Origin of the sequence: Streptomyces anthophorae (assembly GCF_049310305.1) — a bacterium.
Classification (GTDB): Bacteria; Actinomycetota; Actinomycetes; order Streptomycetales; family Streptomycetaceae; genus Streptomyces.
In genome coordinates, this window is record NZ_JBLWQQ010000001.1 from 916,651 (window position 1) to 937,704 (window position 21,054).

At 71.5% G+C, this 21,054-nt stretch carries 20 protein-coding genes; 13 read left to right on the top strand and 7 right to left on the bottom strand.

Going from position 1 to position 21,054, the window contains the following annotated elements; genetic code table 11:
- The first annotated feature begins 33 nt into the window (after nt 1-33).
- From ACNYS0_RS04010 to ACNYS0_RS04020, 3 genes are all read left to right on the top strand, one after another.
- Nucleotides 34-258, top strand: coding sequence for a hypothetical protein (locus tag ACNYS0_RS04010; RefSeq protein WP_422471243.1), 225 nt, complete (start codon nt 34-36; stop codon nt 256-258).
- A 158-nt stretch (nt 259-416) separates the two neighbouring features.
- Nucleotides 417-1,211 (top strand): PTS sugar transporter subunit IIAB, encoded by a 795-nt coding sequence (locus tag ACNYS0_RS04015; RefSeq protein WP_422471244.1) that lies wholly within the window; start codon nt 417-419, stop codon nt 1,209-1,211.
- 40 nt (nt 1,212-1,251) lie between these two features.
- The gene (locus ACNYS0_RS04020; protein ID WP_422471245.1) at nt 1,252-2,826 is read left to right on the top strand and encodes a PTS ascorbate transporter subunit IIC; all 1,575 of its coding nucleotides are present in this window, start codon (nt 1,252-1,254) and stop codon (nt 2,824-2,826) included.
- A gap of 81 nt (nt 2,827-2,907) precedes the next feature.
- Here ACNYS0_RS04020 and ACNYS0_RS04025 read toward each other — a convergent pair whose 3' ends face one another.
- Both ACNYS0_RS04025 and ACNYS0_RS04030 read right to left on the bottom strand, forming a co-directional pair.
- Nucleotides 2,908-3,867, bottom strand: a complete 960-nt coding sequence (locus tag ACNYS0_RS04025) for a D-alanyl-D-alanine carboxypeptidase family protein (protein WP_422471246.1) — start codon at nt 3,865-3,867, stop codon at nt 2,908-2,910.
- Nucleotides 3,868-4,029: 162 nt separating this feature from the next.
- Nucleotides 4,030-4,398, bottom strand: coding sequence for a winged helix-turn-helix transcriptional regulator (locus ACNYS0_RS04030; RefSeq protein WP_422471247.1), 369 nt, complete (start codon nt 4,396-4,398; stop codon nt 4,030-4,032).
- A gap of 85 nt (nt 4,399-4,483) precedes the next feature.
- On the opposite strand from ACNYS0_RS04030, the gene ACNYS0_RS04035 reads away from it, so the two are divergent.
- Complete coding sequence (locus ACNYS0_RS04035) at nt 4,484-4,894, top strand: RidA family protein (RefSeq protein WP_422471248.1); 411 nt, start codon at nt 4,484-4,486, stop codon at nt 4,892-4,894.
- A gap of 118 nt (nt 4,895-5,012) precedes the next feature.
- The gene (locus ACNYS0_RS04040) at nt 5,013-7,031 is read left to right on the top strand and encodes a GxGYxYP domain-containing protein (RefSeq protein WP_422471249.1); all 2,019 of its coding nucleotides are present in this window, start codon (nt 5,013-5,015) and stop codon (nt 7,029-7,031) included.
- Nucleotides 7,032-7,035: 4 nt separating this feature from the next.
- On the opposite strand, the gene ACNYS0_RS04045 is transcribed toward ACNYS0_RS04040, so the two are convergent.
- Nucleotides 7,036-7,632 carry a gamma carbonic anhydrase family protein gene (locus ACNYS0_RS04045; protein ID WP_422471250.1) on the bottom strand — a complete coding sequence of 199 codons (597 nt, stop codon included), beginning with the start codon at nt 7,630-7,632 and terminating at the stop codon, nt 7,036-7,038.
- Between the two features lie 275 nt (nt 7,633-7,907).
- On the opposite strand from ACNYS0_RS04045, the gene ACNYS0_RS04050 reads away from it, so the two are divergent.
- Nucleotides 7,908-8,252: an SRPBCC family protein gene (locus ACNYS0_RS04050; protein ID WP_422471251.1), complete on the top strand. Its 345-nt coding sequence runs from the start codon at nt 7,908-7,910 to the stop codon at nt 8,250-8,252.
- Between the two features lie 27 nt (nt 8,253-8,279).
- Here the strand turns inward: ACNYS0_RS04050 and ACNYS0_RS04055 are convergent, their stop codons facing one another.
- From ACNYS0_RS04055 to ACNYS0_RS04065, 3 genes are read right to left on the bottom strand one after another with little or no spacing between them, the layout of a single operon-like run.
- Nucleotides 8,280-8,891 carry a class I SAM-dependent methyltransferase gene (locus ACNYS0_RS04055; RefSeq protein ID WP_422471252.1) on the bottom strand — a complete coding sequence of 204 codons (612 nt, stop codon included), beginning with the start codon at nt 8,889-8,891 and terminating at the stop codon, nt 8,280-8,282.
- Between the two features lie 31 nt (nt 8,892-8,922).
- On the bottom strand, nt 8,923-10,326 hold the full coding sequence (locus tag ACNYS0_RS04060; protein WP_422471253.1) for an MFS transporter: 1,404 nt from the start codon (nt 10,324-10,326) through the stop codon (nt 8,923-8,925).
- Nucleotides 10,323-11,333, bottom strand: a complete 1,011-nt coding sequence (locus ACNYS0_RS04065; RefSeq protein ID WP_422471254.1) for a nucleoside hydrolase — start codon at nt 11,331-11,333, stop codon at nt 10,323-10,325. Before ACNYS0_RS04065 ends, ACNYS0_RS04060 begins: the two co-directional genes overlap by 4 nt.
- Nucleotides 11,334-11,585: 252 nt before the next feature.
- Between ACNYS0_RS04065 and ACNYS0_RS04070 the strand changes: the two genes are divergently transcribed.
- Nucleotides 11,586-12,368 (top strand): GntR family transcriptional regulator, encoded by a 783-nt coding sequence (locus ACNYS0_RS04070; protein WP_422471255.1) that lies wholly within the window; start codon nt 11,586-11,588, stop codon nt 12,366-12,368.
- 48 nt (nt 12,369-12,416) lie between these two features.
- Here ACNYS0_RS04070 and ACNYS0_RS04075 read toward each other — a convergent pair whose 3' ends face one another.
- Nucleotides 12,417-13,325, bottom strand: coding sequence for a LysR substrate-binding domain-containing protein (locus ACNYS0_RS04075; protein WP_422471256.1), 909 nt, complete (start codon nt 13,323-13,325; stop codon nt 12,417-12,419).
- Nucleotides 13,326-13,520: 195 nt separating this feature from the next.
- On the opposite strand from ACNYS0_RS04075, the gene ACNYS0_RS04080 reads away from it, so the two are divergent.
- Genes ACNYS0_RS04080 through fabG form a run of 6 tightly spaced genes read left to right on the top strand, consistent with a single transcriptional unit; the run spans nt 13,521 to nt 21,042 of the window.
- On the top strand, nt 13,521-14,846 hold the full coding sequence (locus ACNYS0_RS04080) for an MFS transporter (protein WP_422471257.1): 1,326 nt from the start codon (nt 13,521-13,523) through the stop codon (nt 14,844-14,846).
- A gap of 46 nt (nt 14,847-14,892) precedes the next feature.
- Nucleotides 14,893-17,040: an acetate--CoA ligase family protein gene (locus tag ACNYS0_RS04085; RefSeq protein WP_422471258.1), complete on the top strand. Its 2,148-nt coding sequence runs from the start codon at nt 14,893-14,895 to the stop codon at nt 17,038-17,040.
- 23 nt (nt 17,041-17,063) lie between these two features.
- A complete protein-coding gene (locus ACNYS0_RS04090; RefSeq protein ID WP_422471259.1) occupies nt 17,064-18,209 on the top strand; it encodes an acyl-CoA dehydrogenase family protein in 1,146 nt (381 codons plus the stop codon).
- Nucleotides 18,206-18,976, top strand: coding sequence for an enoyl-CoA hydratase/isomerase family protein (locus tag ACNYS0_RS04095; RefSeq protein WP_422471260.1), 771 nt, complete (start codon nt 18,206-18,208; stop codon nt 18,974-18,976). The genes ACNYS0_RS04090 and ACNYS0_RS04095 overlap by 4 nt, the downstream gene beginning before the upstream one ends.
- A 39-nt stretch (nt 18,977-19,015) precedes the next feature.
- Nucleotides 19,016-20,293: a CoA transferase gene (locus ACNYS0_RS04100; protein ID WP_422471261.1), complete on the top strand. Its 1,278-nt coding sequence runs from the start codon at nt 19,016-19,018 to the stop codon at nt 20,291-20,293.
- A gap of 8 nt (nt 20,294-20,301) precedes the next feature.
- Nucleotides 20,302-21,042 carry a 3-oxoacyl-ACP reductase FabG gene (fabG, locus tag ACNYS0_RS04105; protein WP_422471262.1) on the top strand — a complete coding sequence of 247 codons (741 nt, stop codon included), beginning with the start codon at nt 20,302-20,304 and terminating at the stop codon, nt 21,040-21,042.
- Nucleotides 21,043-21,054 lie beyond the last annotated feature (12 nt).

Here is a 21,054-nt window from a genome sequence, read left to right on the forward strand (position 1 = left end):
GATCACTTGACCCCCTCCCTGAAGGAGCAGTTCATGGTGCGTCGCATCGCAGCCGCTGCCGCCGTTGCCGCGGTTGCCGGTTTCATCGCAGCCGGTCCCGCCGTCGCCGACAGTGGCGCGGAGAGCGCCGGTCAGGCTGAAACCCACGTCGGAGCCGCTACCTCGGACTTCGTCAATGTGGGCGGACACGACGGCATCACCGTCGCCAACCAGGCCGAGGCCGAGGCCCACTTCGGCGCCTGGTTCGACAACGACTGAGCCCCTTGGGCCCGGCCGTTTCGCGTGACACATGACGCAGGCGGCCCCGCTTCGGCGGGGCCGCCTGCGCGTGTGCACCCGGTGGAACCTGATAACGAAGGTGTCTTCGCCCGGCGTGTCGCACTGACACGGGGCCGCCCTTCGTAACCACTGCTCGTATGAGTGAACTGAGCGATCTGATCCCCGTCGAGGCGATCCGCCTCGACGTGGCCGCCCCCGACTGGCAGGCAGCCGTGCGCACCGCCGGTGACCTGCTCGTCTCCACGGACGTCAGCACGGACACGTACACCGAGGAGATGCTCCGCAACGTCGAGGAGAACGGCCCCTATATCGTCATTGCGCCCGGCTTCGCCTTCGCGCACGCCCGGCCCTCCCCCGCCGTCCGGCGTACCGGGATGTCATGGGTCCGGCTGTCGACGCCGGTGAACTTCGGGCACGAGACGAACGACCCGGTGCACCTGGTCGTCGCCCTCGCCGCCCAGGATGCCGGGGCACACACCCAGGCGATGGGCGCCCTCGCCCGACTGCTGGCCGACCCGGACACCTCCGCAGCCCTCGACCGTGCCCCGACACCTGAGGCACTGCGGCGCATCCTCGTGGGGGACACGGAGCCGGAGCCGTCCGACAGCGTCCCCGCACAGCCCGCGTCCAAGGGCTCGGGGCACGGCATGCACAAGATTCTGACCGTGTGCGGCAACGGGGTCGGCACGAGCCTGTTCCTCAAGTCGACGCTGGACAAGGTGCTCGACCGGTGGAAGTGGGGCCGGTACATCACGACCGAGGCGACCGACACCATCTCCGCGAAGGGCAAGGCGTCCGAGGCGGTGGCCATCATGACCTCGCGGGAGATCGCGCGGACGCTGGGCGACGTGGGGGTGCCGGTGCGGGTGATCGAGGACTTCACCAGTACCAAGGAGGTCGACGCGGCCATGCGCGACCTCTACGACGTCTGATCCCCCGCCCCCCCCACCGCTCCCCTCCCCAGGAGTCCGCATGAACACCCTCGTCGACATCGCGAAATTCATCGTCAACGAGATCCTCAGCGTCCCCGCCTATCTCATCGGCATCATCACGGCCGTCGGTCTCATCGCCCTGAAGAAGTCCGCAGGGCAGGTCATCGGGGGCGCCATCAAGGCGACCCTCGGCTTCCTGCTGATCGGCGCGGGCGCGACCCTGGTCACCAACTCGCTCGCCCCGCTGGGCACCATGATCACGGGCGCCACCGGTTCGCACGGTGTGATCCCCACCAACGAGGCGATCGTCGGCATCGCGCAGGCCGAGTACGGCTCGCGCGTCGCATGGCTGATGATCCTCGGCTTCCTCGTCAGCCTGCTGCTCGCCCGCTTCACACCACTGTCGTACGTCTTCCTGACCGGCCATCACATGCTGTTCATGGCAACGCTGTTGACGATGGTGATGGCGACCGCGGGCGTCACCTCGTGGATCGTGGTCGTCGCGGGCGCGGTGCTGCTCGGCATCATGCTGGTCTCGATGCCGGCCTTCGCGCATCCCTGGACCAAGCGGGTGACCGGCAACAACACCGTCGCCGTCGGGCACTTCGGAACCGCCGGGTACATCGTCTCCGGTGCCACCGGCCAGGCCGTCGGCAAGAAGAGCCGCTCGACGGAGGAGATGAACCTGCCCGAGGGCCTGCGCTTCCTGCGCGACTCGATGGTGGCGACCGCCCTGTCGATGCTGCTCATCTACATGATCATGGCCATCGTCTTCCTCGCGAAGGTCGGCAGGGAGGAGGCGTTCAAGGCGTTCGCGACGGGTGGTGGCTCGCCGTCCACGGGCATCGGCAACTACCTGATGTCATCGGTCAACCAGGGCCTTCAGTTCGGCATCGCCGTCGCCGTCATCCTGTTCGGTGTCCGCACGATCCTCGGCGAGCTGGTGCCCGCCTTCCAGGGCATCGCGCAGAAGGTGGTGCCCGGCGCCATCCCCGCCCTGGACGCCCCGATCGTCTTCCCCTACGCCCAGAACGCCGTGCTCGTCGGCTTCATCTGCTCGTTCGTCGGCGGCCTGGTCAGCCTCGGTCTGCTCGTCGGCGTCTTCAAGCCCGCGTTCGGCACGGCCCTCGTGCTGCCGGGGCTCGTCCCGCACTTCTTCACCGGTGGCGCGGCGGGTGTCTTCGGCAACGCGACGGGCGGGCGCCGGGGCGCGGCGCTCGGCTCGTTCCTCAACGGTGTGCTGATCACGTTCCTGCCCGCGTTCCTGCTGGGTGTCCTCGGCTCCTTCGGCTCGGCCAACACCACGTTCGGCGACGCCGACTTCGGCTGGCTCGGCCTGATCCTCGGCAACGTCGCCAAGGCCGGTGACGTCGCGGGTGTGATCCTCATGCTCGTGGTCGGCCTGCTGATCCTCGCCGCGGCCATCACCTGGCAGAAGCGGGTCGTGGACACCGGCTGGGACCCGGGCGCCAAACGCGCGGCCCTGCTGCCGCCCGAGGACCGCCCGGAGCAGCACGACGAGGCCCCGGGCGGCGGGACCCCGGTCTCCCGCACCTACGCGAAGATCCAGCCTCCGGCGGGCGCCCCGGTGCCGCCGCCTCCCCCGGAGGACTGAGCGGCGTCACCTGCCACCGGTGAAGGCCCGCCGAACTCCCCCCGGAGCTCGGCGGGCCTTCACCCGTGTGCGACGGACCGGTCAGTGCGCGAAGCCCCAGTCGAGCACCTTGGCCGCGTCGCCGAAGACCTCCTTGTCGGCGCCGACGATCGCGCCGACCAGGGTGCGGTTGTCGCGCTTCGCCGCGAAGACGAGGGAGTAGCCGGCCTCCTCGCCGCTGCCGGTCTTGACGCCCAGGGCGCCGTCGTAGCTGCTCAGCAGGTCGTTGGTGGTTTCCCAGGTGTAGTACCGGGTGCGGCCGTTCGCCGCCGGGGCCTCCGCCTCGTACTTCTTCAGCTTCACGACGTCGGCGAAGACCGGCTGGAGCAGGGCGCGCTGACCGAGCTTGGCGAGGTCGCGGGCGGTGCTGCGGTTGTCGCCGTGCGAGATGCCGTCGAAGGAGTCGAAGTGGGTGCCGGTCATGCCGAGCTGTGCCGCCTCGACGTTCATCTGGCGCACGAAGTCGGCGATCCGCGCCTCCGTGGTGGCCCCGACGCCGTAGTTGTCGGCGAGGGCCATGGCGGCGTCTCCGCCGGAGGGGATCAGCATGGCGTGCAGCAATTGGCGTGCGGTCAGCTTGTCGCCGGTCTGGAGGTCGGCGGTGCTGGCGCCGTTCTCCTGGACGTAGTCGCGGTACTCCTGCTTGACGGTGATCTGCCGGTCGAGCCACTCCGGGTGCTTGAGCACGACCACCGCGGTCATGATCTTCGTGGTGCTGGCCATCGACACACTCTCGTCGGCCTTGGCCCCGGCCCACATCTCGCGCTCCTGGCTGCCGTCGCGGGCATCGAGGAGGTAGGCGTGCTCGGCCGCGATGTCGGGAGCGTCCTGGGCCTTCGCCGCCGGCGCACCCTCGTCCTGGTTCGCGGAGTGCGTGGCGGCCGGCGTGGCCGCCTGGGCGATGCCACCGGCGGTGATCGGCAGGACCGCGCCGAAGAGCGCGACCGTCGCGAATCTGGCTCCGGTCCTGTGCAGCCGGTTGGGTCGGGCATGGGAACCCATGGAACGCCCCCTCCTCCCGGCGTGGTCAACGCCGGTTCGTCACGGTAAATCGGTGCACCACGAACCTACTTGCCCGTGGGCCCTTGACGTCAAGATCGCCATGTCATAACCGGGTAACAGCCCACCCTCCGCGTGAAGAAGGTGTGTGGACACCCCTTCGTGTCACTCGCCGTCGAAGGCCCTGCGCGCGCTCTCGATCTCGGGCATGCGGGCCGTGGCCCACTCCAGCAGTACGTCGATCGGGCGGCGGAGTGTCTTGCCCAGGGGGGTGATCCGGTACTCGACGGCGACCGGCCGGGAGCTGAGCAGTTCGCGCTCGACGATGCCGTTGCGCTCGAGCCGCCGGAGCGTGGCGGTGAGCGATTTCTGTGTCACCGCGGGGATGGCGCGGCGCAGTTCGTTGAACCGGCAGGGCCGTTCGCACAGTTCGTTGAGGACGCTCAGCGACCACTTGTCCAGCACCTGGTCGAGGAGTTCCCTGTGCGGGGCGGTGACGCGCAGTTCGCCGTCGGGGGCGGGGGCGGTATCCATGCCGAAACCTGGTCTCGTTGAAGTGTCCTTCGTGCACCAGGTAGCAAAGGTATACCTGCGATTCGATACGACACGAGGAGCCCCCATGTCCGTGCGCCGTTTCACGCCTGCCGGAATGTTGCAGCCCACCCCGTACCACCACGTCGCCGTCGCCACCGGCACGCGCCATGTGTACGTGAGCGGGCAGATCGCCCGGACCCCGGACGGCGCCCAGCTCGCACCGGGCGACCTCGCGGGCCAGGTCGCCCACGCGCTGCGCAACACCGCGACGGGTCTCGCCGGGGCGGGGGCGACCTTCGACGACGTGGTGCGGCTGACGTTCTACGTGGTGCGGTGGAGGCCCGAGAAGATCGAGGCGTTCATGACCGGAGTGGGCCGGGTGACCGAGGAGTTGGGCCTGGGCGACCGGCTTCCCCCGGCATCGCTGATCGGGGTCGACCACCTCTTCGAGCCGGACGTACTCGTGGAGGTCGAGGCGACGGCGGTGCTCGACTGAGGGGCGCGTACTCCAGAAGTCCGTGTGCGCCCCATGGACAACGGGCCGCCCTCTGGCTACGTTCACCGACGGTCGACAACGATGTCAGAGTGGCCCGATCGAGGAGCAGTGAACGTCGATGGTGACACGAAGAACCGTCCTGCGGACCGGCGGAGCGGCCCTGGCCGCCGGGGCCTTCGGTATCTCCCTGCCCGGCTCCGCCGCGGCCGCGGCGCCCGCCGAACGCGCAGCCCCCGCCCGCCTGTTGCCGTCCTTCGGGCGGCCGAACCGGCTCGACGTCGCCCACGTCGGCGCCCTGAACGGTTACGACCAGCTGCTGTTGACGACCCTTCAGGGGGCGGTGAACCGCAGCGGGCCCAGGCTCTACTTCACCTTCGACGACGGCGCGGCCGACCGGAGGTGGCTGTCGAGCACCGGCGCGTCCGTCACGCGGCACGACAACGCCCTTGATCTGGTGGGCCGTTACCGCGACCGGGTGCGCGGCGCGGTCCTGGTCGACCCCGACGTGCCGGACTCCGTGAACGTCGCCACCACGCTCGCCGGGCTCAAGGACGGGGTGGCCGCGACCGCCGACCAGGCGCGCGAGCACGGCCTGAAGACATTGGTGGACCTGCGCGGCCGGTTCGACGCGGACGACGTCCTCGCCACCTACCGCTGGCAGCTCGACAAGCTCTTCCCGCACTGCGACCACGCCCTGCTGTCCGGGCTGCCGCCGACGCGGACGGTGAGCGTGAGCGGCGTCAAGTGGCGGGAGGTGGCACGGGAGAGCGAACGGATCCGGGACACCTCCAACCGGAAGGTGCGCACGTTCGACCTCAGTCCCGAACTGGGCGGCGACAACGATGTCTACGTCCGCTTCCAGGACTCCTTCGGCGACGACGGCTGGGGCGCATCGGTCGGCGCCGTCAAGGTCATGGCGGACGGCAAGGAGCTCGCGTCCTTCACACCGGGCACGGACGGCGAAGGGCCGTACCTGTTCGACGGCCTGAACTCCTCGCTCGGCGACAAGGCGAACCGCTTCGCCGACGGCGGCGGCTACTTCGTCTACCACTTCAAGGCACCTGCCGGGACCGGACAGTTGACCGTCGACGTGGACCTGTGGAACCAGTACCTGGTGACCGCGACGGCCACCGCGCCCACCCGCGTCGAGCCCTTTCCGTACTTCCGGGACTACGTCGTGGCGAGCCGGGCGATGGTGCTGTGGCTGCCGCCGTCCGGCGACACCGGCAAGCTGCTCGACGAGGTGCTCGCCAAGGTGGCGCCCACCACCCCGTACGCCGGCTGGTTCCCCAATGACGTGGCCGGGGAATGGGGCGGCGTGGACCGCGCCTCGCAGCACGGTGTGCCGGTCGTCGCCGCCGACTTCTACATGAACGGCACCGTGCACGCCGGTGTCCCGGCGAAGGTGTCCGCACGGGTTCCCGCGCGCCCCCGGGCCGAGCTGCGCAACCGCGTGTACGTCACGTTCACGGTCGGCGAGGGCGACAACATCCAGTACTGCCAGCGCCGCATGCGCGACATCTGGGACGACCCCGAGCGCGGCAACGTACCGGTCAACTGGACCGTCAGCCCGCTGCTCGCCGACATCGGCCCCGCCCAACTCGCGTACTACCAAAGGACCGCGACCGACAACGACCTGCTCATCTGCGGCCCCTCCGGCGCCGGTTACACCTATCCGGGCTCGTGGCCGAAGGCGGCGCTCGACGCGTACACCGAGCTGACGGGGCGTTATCTGCGGCGCACCGGCATGGATCTCGTCTACGCGTACAACCCGCGCAACGCGGACAACGACGGTTGGGTGCCGTTCGACGAGCGGGTCATGGCCTCCTTCCGAAAGCACACACCACTGCGGGGTGTCATCCAGTCCTGGGAGACCGGTGACCTACAGGCCCGACCGGCCGGCCTCCCGGTGATCGGCAACTTCTACCCGCAGGGCAAGGGCGCCGACTTCCGGGACGCGCTGCTGAAGCACATCGAGGGCCGCGACCCGGACGAGCCGATGTTCGTCGCCGCGGCGATCAACGCATGGAGCTGGACACCGAGCGACATCGCGGAACTGGCCAAGCTGCTGGACGACCCGTTCGAGATCGTGCGCGGCGACGTGTTCTTCGAACTCCTCGACCGGAGCTACGAGTAGGAGGTCAGTCGGGCAGGGCCCGGTCCTCCCGGTGCGCGCCGTAGAAGTCGGCCTGGCGCTCCATGACGGCACGCATCGGTGTGCCGCGCGGGACGCCGTAGACGGTGCCCGGGAAGTCCAGGCCCTCCTGCACCTCCCACAGCTCGTCGTGCCGGTCCGGGGAGAACAGCCGGGCCGGGTCGCCGGCCGCGATCCAGCCGATGGGGACCACGGTGTCCGGGTCCAGGCGGGAGTTGACGTGGAGCACGCTGTTGATCCGCAGCTCCGAGCGTGTCCCCGCCACCGACCCGGGGAACATCGACACCCCGGTCGCCACGAAGACCTCGTCCTCGACGTGTGCCCCGTTGATGTGCGCGTGCGGCCCGATCAGCACGGAGTCACCCAGTACGGCGGGCGTGTTCGCCCGCCCCCTGACCAGGGCATTCTCCATGACCACGACGTCCCGGCCGATACGTACCTCGCCGTCCTCCGCGGTGAGCACGGCCCCGTGCAGGACGCGGGCGCGCTCCCCCAGGACGACGGCGCCGCACAGCACGGCCGAGGGGGCGACATAGGCGGACTCGGGAACCACGGGCCGCTTTCCACGGTGCTCGATCAGCATGTCCCGGAGCGTAGGGCAGGCGGGGGCGCACGGCACACACCTTCACCCACTTCCTGAGCGGCCCCGAAGCCGGCACACGGTGTCCAAGCAGCTGAAGGTCCTCAGGGAGGCCGGCTTCGTCACCGTGCGCACGCAGGCGCAGCGGCGGATCCACCGCATCCACGCGGGCCCCTTCCAGGCGCTCGACGACGCTGACCGAACCGGGGCAGCTCGCCGCATGGGCGCCCTGCACCGCCGACCGCGACCTCTCCGCGGCCGGCGACGCCACGATCACGATGATCGACGACGAGAAGCCCCAGGACATGGCGGCCGAGGTGGTGCGCGCCGAGCCGCCGGCGCATCTCGAGTGCACGCTCGGCACCGACCTGCTGCGCCGGGAGCCGGCATCGACCGGGACAGTCACCCGGCTGACGCTCCGGCACACCGTGCGGGACCGCGACTGGACCCCGAAGGTGGCGGCGGGCCGGCACCTCTGCCTCGACGTGGCGGAGAAGCTGCTCGAAGGCCGCCCGATCCGGCCGATCCGCGGCGCCGCGGCCGTCGACTTCGGCTGGGCCGAACTCGACGACCAGTACGCGCGGAGGTTCGGCATCCCCAACACCGGGCTGCCGGACGCCTGATACGTGGCGGGACGGGGCTGCGGACCGTCAGGCGCCGAGGCGGTGGACGCTCACCGCGTAGCCGCCGTCCTCGTACGGTGCGGCGTCCCAGGTGGCGAAACGGTCCACAAGGGTCAGTCCGGCCGCCGCGCAACAGGCGTCGTACTCCGCCAGCGTGATGGTGGGCGGCACGGGCAGGTGGGCGGCGTCCAGGCCGAAGCCCGCGACCAGCAGGCCGCCCGGACGCAGGGCCGCGGCCAGGCGCTCGACGACCGTGGCCTCGGTGCCGGGGGTGAGCAGCGGCAGGACGTTCCCGGCGGCGACCACGAGGTCGAAGTCCGTGGCGATGCCGAGCGCGGCCGGGTCGAACTCGGCGAGGTCGGTCCGGAACCAGGGCAGCTGCGGCGCCCGCTCCCGCGCCACGTCGAGCATGGAGGCGTCCAGGTCGATGCCCACGCAGTCGTATCCGAGCTCCGCGAGCCGGATCATGACCCGCCCGGTGCCGCACCCGGCGTCGAGCACGCGCGCTCCGGCGGGCACGAGCGCGGCGCAGAACGACGCCTCTCCGTGCACGTCCTTTCCGCTGCGCGCCAGCGCCTCGAAGCGGGCGGCGTACTCGCCACCGGACTTTCCGCCTGTCAGTTCCTGCCAACGACTCATGAGATCGACTATAGGTCGCGGGACCTCCCGGTCATGTCCGGCCCTCGCTCGCCGGAAGACGCAGCGCGCACGCCGCGAGCAGCGCGAGGAACGTGAAGCCCGCGGAGATCCACAGGGCCTGCTCGATGCCGCCGAGGGTGCCGGATCCCGCCGCCGGGGCGACGAGCGCGATGCCGACCGAGGAACCGATGCCGAAGCAGGCGGCGTTGATGCCGGGGACCGAGCCGGGCGCGTCCTTCGGGGAGACGACGACGCCCAGCGCGTTGAGCGGGGTCATGGCGAGACCGTTGTAGGCGATTCCGAGGGCGCAGGCGGCGCCGAACAGCAGCCACCGGTTGTCCGGCAGCAGCGCCGTGCCGAGCAGGATGAGCAGGCTGAGCCCGAGGCCGGTGCGCAGGAGCACCAGCCAGCCCTTGCGGGGCGCGAGCCAGCCGGTCAGCGGCGCGGAGAGCAGGCCGATGGCGGCGGGCGGGGTGAGGTACAGCAGGGAGGAGAGCGTCGCGCTCATCCCGAAGCCGAACTCCCCGTCCTGGCTGAGCAGCACGAACGTGAAGTTGATCGCGGAGAAGACACCCATCAGGGTCAGCAGGGTCGTCGCGAGCAGCGGCCACACCTGGCGCGAGCGCAGGTGCTCGACGGCGATGAGCGGGGCCGTGCGGCGTTTCTCCGTGTGCCAGAAGACGACGAGCAGGGTGAGCGCGGCGAGCAGGAGGATCAGCGGCAGCGGCGTCGACCAGCCGTGTGCGGAGCCCTTGCTGAGCGCGAGGTTGATGCAGACGAGCGCGGCGGACAGCGCCGCGGCGCCCCACCAGTCCATCGGACGCCCGCTCCTGGGCGCGACCTCTGGCAGGAAGCGCAGCAGCAGGAAGATCGCGGCGAGTCCGACGACGAGGATGGCGCCGAAGATCCAGCGGAAGCCGACGGTGTCCGCGACGATGCCGCCCACCAGACCGTCGAGCCCGCCGACGCCCCCGTTGATGGCGGTGACAAGCCCGAGGGCCGGGCCGAACCTGGCGGGGCTCATGGTGTCGCGCAGCAACATGTACGTGACGGGGAAGGTGGCTCCGGACGCGCCCTGGAGGATGCGTCCCGCGATGAGCACGGGAACGCTGGGTGCCAGGGCGGCGATCACCGCACCGAGACACATGGTGACCATGGCGGCCAGCAGGATGCGGCGGCGGCCCACGCGGTCGCTGAGCCGGCCGAGGACGACGCCCGCGACGCCGCCGACGAGGAAGAACAGGTCCTGCGCGCCCGCCACTTGGGACGCGGAGACATCGAATTCCCTGGCGATCTCGGGGAGCGCGGGGGTGACCATGGAGGCGCCGAGCTGGAACGCGATCACTGCGACGATGACCGCGGTCAGGAGCAGGCCGTGCGCCTTCCCGCGGGATCCCGCGCGCTCGGTGCCCGCCGCGGGAGCCGTGCGGCTCACGAGAGTGCCTCGGACCGGGCGCCGGGCGCGGTCGATCCCGCCGGTACGGCCACGGAGACGATCCGCTCCACGAGACGCTCGGGGAAGGTGCCGTCGGTCTCCAGGAGGACCCGGGCGTTGGCCTCGGCCGTGCGGGGGTAGCCGCGGTACATGCCCCGGGTGTCGGCGACGAGTTCGCCGCGCGCCGGGCCCTGTGTGGTGTCGACGGTGACGTGCAGCAGGGGCGCCTGGACCGGCGCGAGGTCACCGACGGCCATGGCGGCGGCCAGCGGGTCGTGGCACGCGGAGGCGCGGAACGGGAACACGATCCGCTCGTGGAAGTCGAGGTAGACATCGAGGGCATCGGCGGCGAAGCGGGCGGCCGGGGTGCCGTGCGCGCGCAGCCGCTCCTGGTGTGCGGGCGTGAGGCGCTCGTGCATGGTCACGTCGAGGGGGACGATCGTCAGCTCCCACCCCGCCGCGAGGACGCGCTGCGCCGCCTCGGGGTCGTTGCCGATGTTGGCCTCCGCGCGGGGGCCGATGTTGCCGGGGTGGTGGACGGCGCCGCCCATCACCGTGACGTGGCGGACGAGTTCGGGGAGCCGGGGTTCGCGCTCCAGGGCGTGGGCGAGGTTGGTGAGGGGTGCGGTGGCGAGGATGTGCAGGGCGCCGGGGGCGGCGTGCGCGGCGTCGACGATGAGCTGTACGGCGTCGCGCCCGTCGAGGTCGGCGGTGGGCGGCGGGAGCCGGATGTCGCCGATGCCGTTGTCTCCGTGCACATGGGTGGCGCACTCGGGGTCGGTGCCGGTGAGCGGGGTGGCGGCGCCGGCCGCGACGGGGATGTCGGTGCGGCCCGCGAGTTCGAGCACCTGGAGGGTGTTGATCGCGGCCTGTTCGGCGCTGGTGTTGCCCGCGACGGTGGTGACTCCGCGCAGGTCCACGCCAGGGGCGCCGGCGAGGTAGAGGAGGGCGAGGGCGTCGTCGACGCCCGTGTCGCAGTCCATGAGCAGGGGCAGGGGGGCGTTCATCGGGGGCCTTTCGGCGAGCGGGGTTCAGGGCGGCTGGACTCGGTTGCCCGGCCTAGTTGTCAGACCTAGTTGCCAGACCTAGTTGTCAGACAACTGAAGTTCTGCGCTGGAGCGTAAGGACGGATCGCCGCGCTGACAAGAGGTTGATTTCCGACGTCGACCGGCGTATTGGCGGTGACACATGCTCGCCATGCCCCCAGGAGTCGACCTGGCAGATGTATGACAAGCTGGGGCAGCCGGAGAATGGCTGACATGACCGAGAGGCCCCGCCCCATGCCCGCACGTGCGACGCACCGCCGACCGCCCCGCGTCGAGCTGTACGAGCGGATCGTCGCCGCGATCCACGACGGCACCTTCCCGCCCGGCTCCGTCCTCCCCTCCGAGCCGGCACTCGCCGGGGAGCTGGGGGTGAGCCGCCCCGCGCTGCGCGAGGTGCTGATCCTGCTCCAGGAGGACGGGGTCATCACCCGCAAGCACGGGGTGGGCAGCCGGGTCAGCCATCAGCTGCCGCCGCGCGGCCTCGAGCGCCTCTCCCCCGTCGAGGACCTGCTCGGCACCGGGCACGTCCAGGGCCGCCGCCTCGCCGCCAGCCGGGACATGCCCACCGACTTCTCCGCCCACCACCTGCTGCTCTCGGCCGGCGACACCACCTGGTTCTGGGAGACCCTGCTGACGGCCGACGGCGTGCCCGCGTGCTTCGCGCACGAGTGGGCCGCCGGTGACCCGACCCTCGCCGAGGTCGTCCCCGACGGCCCCGCCCTGCTCGACCGCACGGCCGACGCGGGCCGGGGCGAGGCCTCCGACCGCAGCATGAGCGCCGTCCTCCTCGCCGCCACCGACGCCCCGCTCACCGGCCGCAGCACGGTCGGCGCGACCGTGCTCGGCGAGGAGCGCGGAGCGGCGATGGAACGGCCCGCACAGACCCCGGCGACGCTCGTCACGCAGGTCGTGTCCTGGGGCAGCCGGCCGCTGTTCGCCGCCAAGTACCTCTATCCGGCGGGCGCCCCGCTGCTGCACGTCCGCCAGCGCCGCTGACCGCTCGCGGCCCGCCGCGTCAACGCCCGGCCAACAGGGCCCGCCGCCTCACGCCGTCACCGCCCCCGGCCCGCAGTCCTCCGCGATCTCGTCCAGCAGGTCGATCAGCGCGTGCAGCGCCGGGTTCGGGTCGCCCGCGCGCCATGCCAGAGCGAGCGGCAGGGGCGGGATGTCGCGGACCGGGATGAGGACCACGCCGGGGACCTTGAGGTGGCTGGCGGAGGACGGGACGAAGCCGATGCCCACACCGGCGCCGACCAGCGTCAGGATCGTGTGCGTGTCCGGTGCCTCCTGGACGATGCGCGGGCTCGACCCGTGGGCCAGATAGGCGGTGTGGATCAGCGCCACGATGCCCGCGCCGCGGTTGGTGGGGTGGCTGACGACGGGCTCCTGCTCGATGTCGGCCATGCCGATCTCCTCGCGCCCGGCGAGCCGGTGGCCCGCCGGTAGGGCCACCACGATGCCGTGCCGGGTCAGTTCCCGGGCCTGGATGCCGGTGCCTGCGACCGGCAGCCGCATCAGGCCCGCGTCGATCTCGTCCTCGGTGAGTCGGGTCACCAACTCACCGCCGTACACCGGGCCATGGATCTCCAGGCGCACGCGCGGCCGGTGTTCGCGGAACTTGCGGGTCATCAGGATCAGCACCTCGTGGGAGGTCGGCCCGCTGAACCCGAGCCGCACCACCCCGGTCTGCCCGCTCGCGGCCCGGCGGGCGGCCAGCGGCGCCTCCCGCACGGCCCGCAGCGCCCGCCGCGCCTCCGTCAGGAACGCCTCCCCCGCCGCCGTGAGCGCCACCTGCCGCGTCGTGCGGCGCAGCAGCGTGACGCCGACCTCGTGCTCGAGGCGCTTGATCTGCTGGGACAGCGGCGGCTGCGACATCCGCAACCGCTCCGCCGCCCGCCGGAAGTTGAGCTCCTCCGCGACCGTCACGAACGACCGCAGATGCCGCAGCTCCACGTGAACTCCCGTTCCTTCGCAGGTCATCGGCGATTGTGTCGCGCCGCCGAATCAACGGTAGGGAAGTTTGGTGTTAGACGAAACCAGTCGGCAGTCATAGCTTCCCTGTGAGCGCGATCACGTTGTTCCCCCACGGAGTTCCCCTGCCCACGCCCGGACGACGAGGTCCGCGGCCGACCGGAAGGACGGGACGAGATGCCGAGCAGACGGCTTCCCGCAGAGGAGAAGATGGCCCGCAGGGCTGGCTGGGCTTCTTACCTCGGCTCGACGATCGAGTGGTACGACTTCTACGTCTACGGCACCGCATCGGCCCTGGTGTTCGCCCCGCTGTTCTTCGCCGACGTGCCCCCGGCGGTCGGCGTGCTGCTCTCCTTCGTGACCTTCTGGGTCGGCTTCCTGGCCCGGCCGCTCGGCGCCGTCCTCTTCGGCCACCTCGGCGACCGCCTGGGCCGCAAGAAGGCGCTGGTGGCGACGCTGCTGCTGATGGGTGTCAGCACGGTCGGCATCGGGTGTCTTCCGACGTACGGGCAGATCGGTGTGGCCGCGCCGATCCTGCTCACCCTGTTCCGTACCGTGCAGGGCATCGCGCTCGGCGGTGAGTGGGGCGGCTCCGTCCTGATCACCACCGAACACGCCAAGAAGGAACGCGGGTTCCTGTTCGCGGCCTTCGCCCAGCAGGGCTCGCCCACCGGCCGCATCCTCGCCACGCTGTCCTTCCTCGCCGTCGGGCGGCTCTCCGACGACGCGCTCCTCGCGTGGGCCTGGCGCATCCCGTTCCTGGCCTCCGCCCTGCTGGTGATCATCGGTCTGGTGATCCGGCTCAGCCTGGAGGAGTCCCCGGCGATGGTGTCGCTGCGGGCCGCCGACCGGACCGTGAAGGTGCCGGTCGTCACCCTGTTCCGGGAGCACTCCAAGCTGCTGCTGCTCGGTGTCGGCGCCGCGTTCACCGTCTTCGCCATCGTCTACGCCCGTGACACCTTCGCCCTGTCCTGGGCCACCGGCGAGGTGGGCATGGACCGGCAGGACTTCCTCACCGTCATCCTGGTCGCCAGCATCGTGCAGTTCTTCGTGCAGCCGCTCGGCGCGGTGCTGGCCACCCGCTGGGGCGTCCGCAAGGCCGTCACCGTCATCCTGGCCTGCCAGATCCCCACCATCCCGGTCATGTTCGCCCTCATCGGCACCGGCAGCTTCCCGCTCGCCGTGACCGGCGCGGTCCTCGCCACCATCCCGGACGTCATGTACTACGCGATCGTCGCGGGCATGTTCGCCCAGGCCTTCCCGGCCAAGGTCCGCTACACGGGCATCTCCACGGCATACGGGCTCGCGGGCGTGCTCGGCGGACTGGCACCGGTCATCCTCCAGTCGCTGTTGTCCGCGTCCGGCACGATCGTGCTTCCGGTCCTGTTCGTGGTCGTCCTCGGCGTCGTCTCGCTCGTCGCCGCCCGCGCCTTCCTCACTCTGTCGGCCAGGACCGCCGACCAGGAGCAGCGGACCGAAGCGTCGCCCGCCGCCGTCAACTGACCTTCGTCCACTCGTACTTCGTCTCTCGCCGTCCCGAGGAGAAACCGTGCAGCAGCACGCAGACCACCCCCGCACCGACGAAGCCCTGAACTCGCTCCTCCACCCGCGCTCCATCGCGATCCTCGGCGCCTCCGACACCCCGACCAAACTGTCGGGGCGGCCCGTCGACTATCTGAAGCGGTTCGGGTTCACCGGACGCATCCTCCCCGTCAACGCCAAGCGCGATCAGGTGCAGGGACTCACCGCCTACCGCAGCGTCGACGACATCGACGGGGACATCGACCTCGCCATGATCATGCTGCCCGCCGAGCAGTCCGCCGACGCGGTCCGCGCCTGCGGCCGGCGTGGCATCCCCGCCGCGATCCTGGGTGCCTCCGGCTTCGCCGAAGTCGGCGGCCGGGGCGTGGAGTTGCAGGAGGACCTGAAGGCCGCGACGGCCGAGAGCGGCGTTCGGGTGCTCGGCCCCAACTGCCTCGGCATGATCGCCTCCCGCGAGCGGGCGCTGCCCACCTTCACCTCCGCGCTCGACGAGGACGCCGACCTGGTCGAGGGCCCCATCGCCTTCCTCAGCCAGAGCGGCGCCTTCGGCGGCTTCGTGTTCAACGCCGCCCAGAACCTCGGCATCGGGATATCGCACTACCTCAACACCGGCAACGAGGTGGACCTTTCGGTCGCCGAGCTGATCGAAGGACTGGTGCGCAGCGACGATACGAAGGTGATCCTCGCCTACCTCGAAGGGGTCACCGGCGGCCGCCGCCTGCTGGACGCCGCCCGGGAGGCGCACGAGCGGGACAAGCCGATCATCGCCGTCAAGGTCGGCCGTTCCGAGGCGGGCGCCCGTGCCGCGCAGTCCCACACGGCCTCGCTCGCCGGTGAGGACGCCGTCTTCGACGGGGCGACACGGCAGTACGGCATTCTGCGCGTGGACGGTCCCGAGTCGATGCTGGAGGCCGCCCAGATCTTCTCCACGGGCCGCCGCGCGGCAGGCCGCAGGCTCACCTCGCTGTCCGTCTCCGGCGGCGCGGGCGCTCTGATGGCCGACGCGGCGGCGGGCCACGGCATCGAGGTCCGCGCCTGGGACGAGGAGTGGCAGCGCACCATGGCCGCCGCGATCCCGGTGTACGGATCGCCGCGCAATCCGGTCGACCTCACCGGTAGCCTCATCGCCGAACCCGACATCCTGCGCCGCTCGTTGAAGGTGGCCGTCGAGCACCCGGGCACCGACATGATCGCCGTGCTCCTGGGCTGCGCGGACAACTGCGCGGACACGCTCATCGAGGCACTCGACGAGGCGTACCGGTCGACCGACCGCCCCTTCGTCGTCGTATGGACGGGCGGCAGCGGCCGTCCCCGCACCCGCCTGCGCGAACTCGGCATCCCCTGCTACACCGATCCCGCCCAGGCGGCCCGCGCCCTCGGCCTGCTCGCCGACTTCAGCCTGCGGCCCCCGCTGCCCGCCCCCCAGCGGCCCGCCGACGTCGACACGGAGGCCGCCCGCACCGTCCTCTCCCGCGCCCGCGCCGAGGGCCGCACCCAGCTCGACGAGTACGAGTCGACGCAGCTCGTCGCCGCCTACGGGGTACGCGCCGCGACCGCACGACCGGCCGCGGACCCGGATCGAGCGGCGGCCGTGGCCGAGGAGTTGGGCGGACCCGTCGCCGTGAAGCTGCTGTCCGGGCGGATCGGGCACAAGAGCGACATCGGCGGCGTCCGGCTCGGGCTCGACGGCGCGGACGCGGTCCGCGAGGCCGCGGCCGACGTGCTGCGCATCGCCCGCGAGGCCGGCGTGGACGACGCCCGCGTCCTCGTCCAGCGGATGGCCGACGGCGGCGGCACCGAGCTGATCGTCGGCGTCAAGAACGACCCCGTGTTCGGCCCCGTCGTGGTCACCGGGCTCGGCGGCATCCTCGTCGAGGCGCTCGCCGACAGCCGGGTCGCCGTGGCCCCCGTCGACCCGGCGGGCGCCCGTCGCATGCTGCTGTCGCTGCGCGGCAGCCGCCTGTTCGGCGAGGTGCGCGGCAGGCCCGCCCGCGACGTCGAGGCCGCGGCCGACACGATCGCCCGCCTCTCCTGGCTCGCCGCCGACCTCGCGGACGGGCTCGCGGAGCTGGACGTCAACCCCTTGCTGCTCGGAGCGGTGGACGAGGGCGCGCTCGCGGTGGACGCGCTGGCGCACCTCACACCCCTCAACTGACGTACCTGGAAAGGAGCTTCACGATGGAAGCCGAGGAGTTCGAGGCGGTCCTCACCGCCGTCCACACCCTCGTACGGGAGGACGTGGTCCCGCGCGAGGACGAGATCGAGGAGACGGACGCGATCCCGGAGGACGTCCGCCGCAAGGCCGTCGACATGGGCCTGTTCGGGTACACGCTGCCGGAGGAGTACGGCGGGCTTGGCGCGAGCCTGTCCGAGGACGTCCGGCTCGCCTTCGAGTTCGGGTACACGACGCCCGCGTTCCGCTCGATGTTCGGCACCAACAACGGCATCGCCGGCAAGGTCCTCGACAACGCGGGCACCGAGGAGCAGAAGAAGCACTGGCTGCCCCGGCTCGCCGAGGGAGCGGTGGCGTCGTTCGCACTGACGGAGGCCGAGGCGGGCTCCGACCCGTCGGGCCTGACCACGCGCGCCGTCCGCACGGGCGACGGCTATGCCATCAACGGGAGCAAGCGGTTCATCACCAACGCCCCGCTCGCCGACCTGTTCGTGGTCTTCGCCCGCACCGGTGAGGAGGTGTCCGGGACGAAGGGCATCTCCGTGTTCCTCGTCGAGGCGGGACTGCCGGGCGTCACGGTCGGCCCGAAGGACGCCAAGACCGGGCAGGCGGGCGCCTGGACGGCCGAGGTGTTCTTCGACGACGTACGGGTCGACAAGGCGGCGCTCGTCGGCGGCGAGGAGGGCGCGGGTTTCGGCACGGCCATGCGGTCCCTCGTACGCGGCCGTGTGCACATCGCGGCACTGTGCGTCGGGATGGCCGAGCGGACCCTGGAGGAGTCCGTCGCGCACGCGGCGACCAGCAAGCAGGGCGGCCGCCCCATCGGCGAGTTCCAGCTCGTGCAGGGCATGCTCGCCGAGATCCAGACGGGTGTCCTCGCGGGCCGCGCGATGGTCCTGGACGCCGCCGAGAAGTACGACTCGGGCGAGGACCGGAACATCCGCCCCTCGGCCGCGAAGCTGTTCTGCTCCGAGATGGTCTCCAAGGCCGCCGACCTGGCCGTGCAGATCCACGGAGGCATGGGCTACATGCGCGGCACCGTCGTCGAGCGCTGCTTCCGCGACGCCCGGCTCTTCCGTATCTACGAGGGCACCAGCGAGATCCAGAAGGTCATCATCGCCAAGCAGCTCCTTCGGCAGGCCCGGTCATGATCGAGCCCGCCGTGGACGTACGGTGCGAGGGCCCTGTCCACACCCTCACCCTGAACCGGCCCGCCCGCCGCAACGCCCTCGACCTCGCCGACCGGCGCGAACTCCTCGCCGCGCTGCGGGAGTCCGAGCGGGACCCGGAGTGCCGTTCGATCGTGCTGACCGGCGCGGGCGAGGTGTTCTGCGCCGGAGGAGACATCCGCTCGATGTCGCCGGATCCGGAGGTCGCCCGCGAGCGCCTCGCCGTCGTGGGCGATGTCGCCCGGGCCCTGGTGTGCTCGGCGAAGCCGGTGGTCGCCGCGGTGCGCGGAGGCGCGTACGGCCTGGGGCTCGGGCTCGCCGCGGCCTGTGACTACGTCGTGGCCGCCGACGACGCCCGGTTCGCGGCCTCCTTCGCCAAGATCGGGCTCACCGCCGACTCCGGCCTGAGCTGGAGCCTCGCCCAGCGCGTCGGCCCGGCCCGCGCCAAGGAGATCATCCTCTTCGCCGAGGACCTGAACGCCGCTGAGGCCCAACGGATCGGCCTGGTCAGCGAGATCGTCGCCGGCGAGAAGGTGGCCGTGCGGGCGCGGGAGCGGGCCGAGCGGCTCGCCGCCGCCTCCCCCGCCATGGTCGCCGCCACGAAACGGATCTTCGCGCAGGAGGCGCAGGGCCTGGACGCGGTCCTCGACGCGGAGGCCGACGCGCAGGTCGCGCTGCTCGGCGGCGAGGGCTTCGCGGAGGGCCGGGCGGCGTTCCTGGAGCGCCGACGTCCGGTCTTCCCTGCGTGAGCCCCGACCCCGTACCCGTACGAAGTGAGAGGAGAACGCATGCCTCACCCGACGGCGTCCCGCTCCCGCCCCCTTGAGGGGATGCGGATCGTCGAGCTCTCCAGTTACGTGGCCAGCCCGCTCGGCGGGATGACGCTGGCCCAGCTGGGCGCCGACGTCATCCGCGTCGAGCCGCTGAACGGCGCGCCGGACCGCACCCGGCACCCGCTCGCCGACAGCGGCACGAGCCTGTACTGGTCGGGCCTGAACAAGGGCAAGCGGGCCGTCGAGGTCGACATGCGTTCCGAGGATGGGCGTGAGCTGATCGCGGGCCTGGCCACCGGGGGCGGTCCGGGCGGCGGCATCGTGCTCGCGAACTCCGAGCGCCATCAGGACCTTTCGTACGAGGCGCTGGCCGCGCGCCGCTCCGACCTGATCCATGTGCTGCTCACCGGCCGCAGGGACGGGTCCGCCGCCGTCGACTACACGGTGCAGGCCGCCACGGGCTTTCCGCAGCTCACCGGCCCGGAAAGCACGCCCGACCCGGTCAACCACCTGATGCCCGCCTGGGACGTCGCCGCGGGCCTCTATCTCGCCGTCGGGCTGCTCGCCGCCGAACGCCACCGGCTGCGTACAGGTCAGGGCCAGGCGGTACGCGTCGCCCTGGAGGACGTGGCGTTGGCGACGGCCGGGAACCTCGGCTACCTCGCCGAGGCGCAGCTCGGCTCCGCTCCGCGCGCCCGCGCCGGGAACTACGTCTACGGCACCTTCGGCCGCGACTTCGCCACCGCCGACGGCGGCCGCCTCATGGTCGTCGCCCTGACCGACCGGCACTGGCGTGGGCTGCTGGCCGCCACCGGGCTGACCGACGCGGTCGACGCCGTCGGCCGTGCGCTCGGCGCCGATCTCTCCGACGAGTTCGAGCGCTACACCCACCGCAAGGTCCTCGGCGAACTGCTCGCCGGCTGGTTCGCGGCACACACCCTCGCCGAGGCCCAGGAGGCACTCACCCGTACCCGTGTGCTGTGGTCCACGTACCGCACCTTCGCCGATCTGGCCGCCGACGACGCCCAACTGCTGCGCGAGAACCCGCTGATGGCGCGCGTCGCCCAGTCCGGTGTGCCCGCGCACTGGGCGCCCGGCTCGCCCGTCGTCATGGACGACACCCAGTCCAGGCCGGAGCCCTCGCCCGCGGTCGGCCAGCACACCGGCGACGTGCTCCGCTCCGAACTCGGTCTCGGAGACGTGGAGTTGGAGAAGCTCGGCGAGGCGGGTGTCATCCGTCCTCCTCGCCGGTCCGCGCGCCCGTTCACCACGACCACCGGAACAGGAAGCTGAAGACACTCATGGCACTACTGGCCGACAGGACCGCAGTCGTCACGGGCGGCGCCCAGGGCATCGGGCTCGCCATCGCCAGGGCGTACGTCCGCGAGGGCGCGAAGGTGGTGCTCGGCGACCTCGACCTGGACGCCGCCGAGGCCGCCGCCAAGGAACTCGGCGGGCCCTCCGTCGCGCACGCCGTGCGCTGCGACGTCACCCGGGCCGCCCAGGTGGGCGCCCTGATCCAAGCGGCGATCGACACTTTCGGATCCCTCGACATCATGGTCAACAACGCCGGTATCACCCGCGACGCCACCATGCGCACCATGACCGAGGACGAGTTCGACCAGGTCATCGACGTGCACCTCAAGGGCACCTGGAACGGTACCCGCAAGGCCGCCGCCGTGATGCGCGAACGCAAGCGCGGCGCGATCGTCAACATCTCCTCGCTCTCCGGCAAGGTCGGCATGGTCGGGCAGACCAACTACTCCGCCGCGAAGGCCGGCATCGTCGGCCTGTCGAAGGCCGCCGCCAAGGAGATGGCCCACCATGGTGTGCGCGTCAACGCGATCCAGCCGGGCCTGATCCGCAGCGCGATGACCGAGGCGATGCCGCGGAAGGCCTGGGACCAGAAGATGGCCGAGATCCCCATGCGGCGCGCGGGCGAGGTCGAGGAGGTCGCCTCCGTGGCCCTCTTCCTGGCTTCGGACCTGTCCTCGTACATGACCGGGACCGTGCTGGAGGTAACGGGCGGCCGTTTCATGTGAGTTGGCCCCGAT

Excerpts from the sequence above, each read along its gene's own strand:
- ACNYS0_RS04040 (WP_422471249.1), top strand. The coding sequence starts at position 5,013 with ATGGTGACACGAAGAACCGTCCTGCGGACCGGCGGAGCGGCCCTGGCC.
- ACNYS0_RS04025 (WP_422471246.1), bottom strand. The coding sequence starts at position 3,867 with ATGGGTTCCCATGCCCGACCCAACCGGCTGCACAGGACCGGAGCCAGA.
- ACNYS0_RS04070 (WP_422471255.1), top strand. The coding sequence starts at position 11,586 with ATGACCGAGAGGCCCCGCCCCATGCCCGCACGTGCGACGCACCGCCGA.
- ACNYS0_RS04050 (WP_422471251.1), top strand. The coding sequence starts at position 7,908 with ATGATCGACGACGAGAAGCCCCAGGACATGGCGGCCGAGGTGGTGCGC.
- ACNYS0_RS04065 (WP_422471254.1), bottom strand. The coding sequence starts at position 11,333 with ATGAACGCCCCCCTGCCCCTGCTCATGGACTGCGACACGGGCGTCGAC.
- ACNYS0_RS04080 (WP_422471257.1), top strand. The coding sequence starts at position 13,521 with ATGCCGAGCAGACGGCTTCCCGCAGAGGAGAAGATGGCCCGCAGGGCT.
- ACNYS0_RS04100 (WP_422471261.1), top strand. The coding sequence starts at position 19,016 with ATGCCTCACCCGACGGCGTCCCGCTCCCGCCCCCTTGAGGGGATGCGG.
- ACNYS0_RS04010 (WP_422471243.1), top strand. The coding sequence starts at position 34 with ATGGTGCGTCGCATCGCAGCCGCTGCCGCCGTTGCCGCGGTTGCCGGT.
- ACNYS0_RS04095 (WP_422471260.1), top strand. The coding sequence starts at position 18,206 with ATGATCGAGCCCGCCGTGGACGTACGGTGCGAGGGCCCTGTCCACACC.
- ACNYS0_RS04030 (WP_422471247.1), bottom strand. The coding sequence starts at position 4,398 with ATGGATACCGCCCCCGCCCCCGACGGCGAACTGCGCGTCACCGCCCCG.
- ACNYS0_RS04090 (WP_422471259.1), top strand. The coding sequence starts at position 17,064 with ATGGAAGCCGAGGAGTTCGAGGCGGTCCTCACCGCCGTCCACACCCTC.
- ACNYS0_RS04055 (WP_422471252.1), bottom strand. The coding sequence starts at position 8,891 with ATGAGTCGTTGGCAGGAACTGACAGGCGGAAAGTCCGGTGGCGAGTAC.
- ACNYS0_RS04015 (WP_422471244.1), top strand. The coding sequence starts at position 417 with ATGAGTGAACTGAGCGATCTGATCCCCGTCGAGGCGATCCGCCTCGAC.
- ACNYS0_RS04045 (WP_422471250.1), bottom strand. The coding sequence starts at position 7,632 with ATGCTGATCGAGCACCGTGGAAAGCGGCCCGTGGTTCCCGAGTCCGCC.
- ACNYS0_RS04035 (WP_422471248.1), top strand. The coding sequence starts at position 4,484 with ATGTCCGTGCGCCGTTTCACGCCTGCCGGAATGTTGCAGCCCACCCCG.
- ACNYS0_RS04020 (WP_422471245.1), top strand. The coding sequence starts at position 1,252 with ATGAACACCCTCGTCGACATCGCGAAATTCATCGTCAACGAGATCCTC.
- fabG (WP_422471262.1), top strand. The coding sequence starts at position 20,302 with ATGGCACTACTGGCCGACAGGACCGCAGTCGTCACGGGCGGCGCCCAG.